1 protein-coding gene is annotated in these 343 nt (G+C 62.4%); it reads right to left on the bottom strand.

Annotation, left to right across the window (positions count from 1 at the left end):
- Window positions 1-343, bottom strand: a 343-nt coding sequence (locus tag Q5L94_RS13475; protein ID WP_317498873.1) for an ABC transporter substrate-binding protein, incomplete at both ends; no start/stop codon positions are given.

A 343-nucleotide genomic window follows, 5' to 3' on the forward strand; every position in this document is an offset into this window, starting at 1 on the left:
TCCTTCTCGCGGTCGGTCATCGCGACGGCCGCGTCCCGGATGAACTCCCATGTGGGGGCCTCTGGCATGTCCAGACCGGCCTGTTCCATCAGGTCGGTGCGGTACATGATCATCGAGCTTTCGCCATAGAACGGCGCGGCATACAGCGTGCCGTCATGAGACAGGCCATTGCGCATCGCGGGCAGGATGTCGTTGATGTCATAGGCCTCGGAGAGGTCATCCAGCGGCACCAGCCAGCCGTTGTTGCCCCAGATCGGCGTCTCGTACATGCCGATGGTCATGATGTCGAACTGGCCACCCTTGGTGGTGATGTCGGTGGTCACGCGCTGGCGCAGCACGTTCT

Source organism: Idiomarina sp. Sol25, from assembly GCF_033052775.1.
GTDB lineage: Bacteria > Pseudomonadota > Gammaproteobacteria > Enterobacterales > Alteromonadaceae > Idiomarina.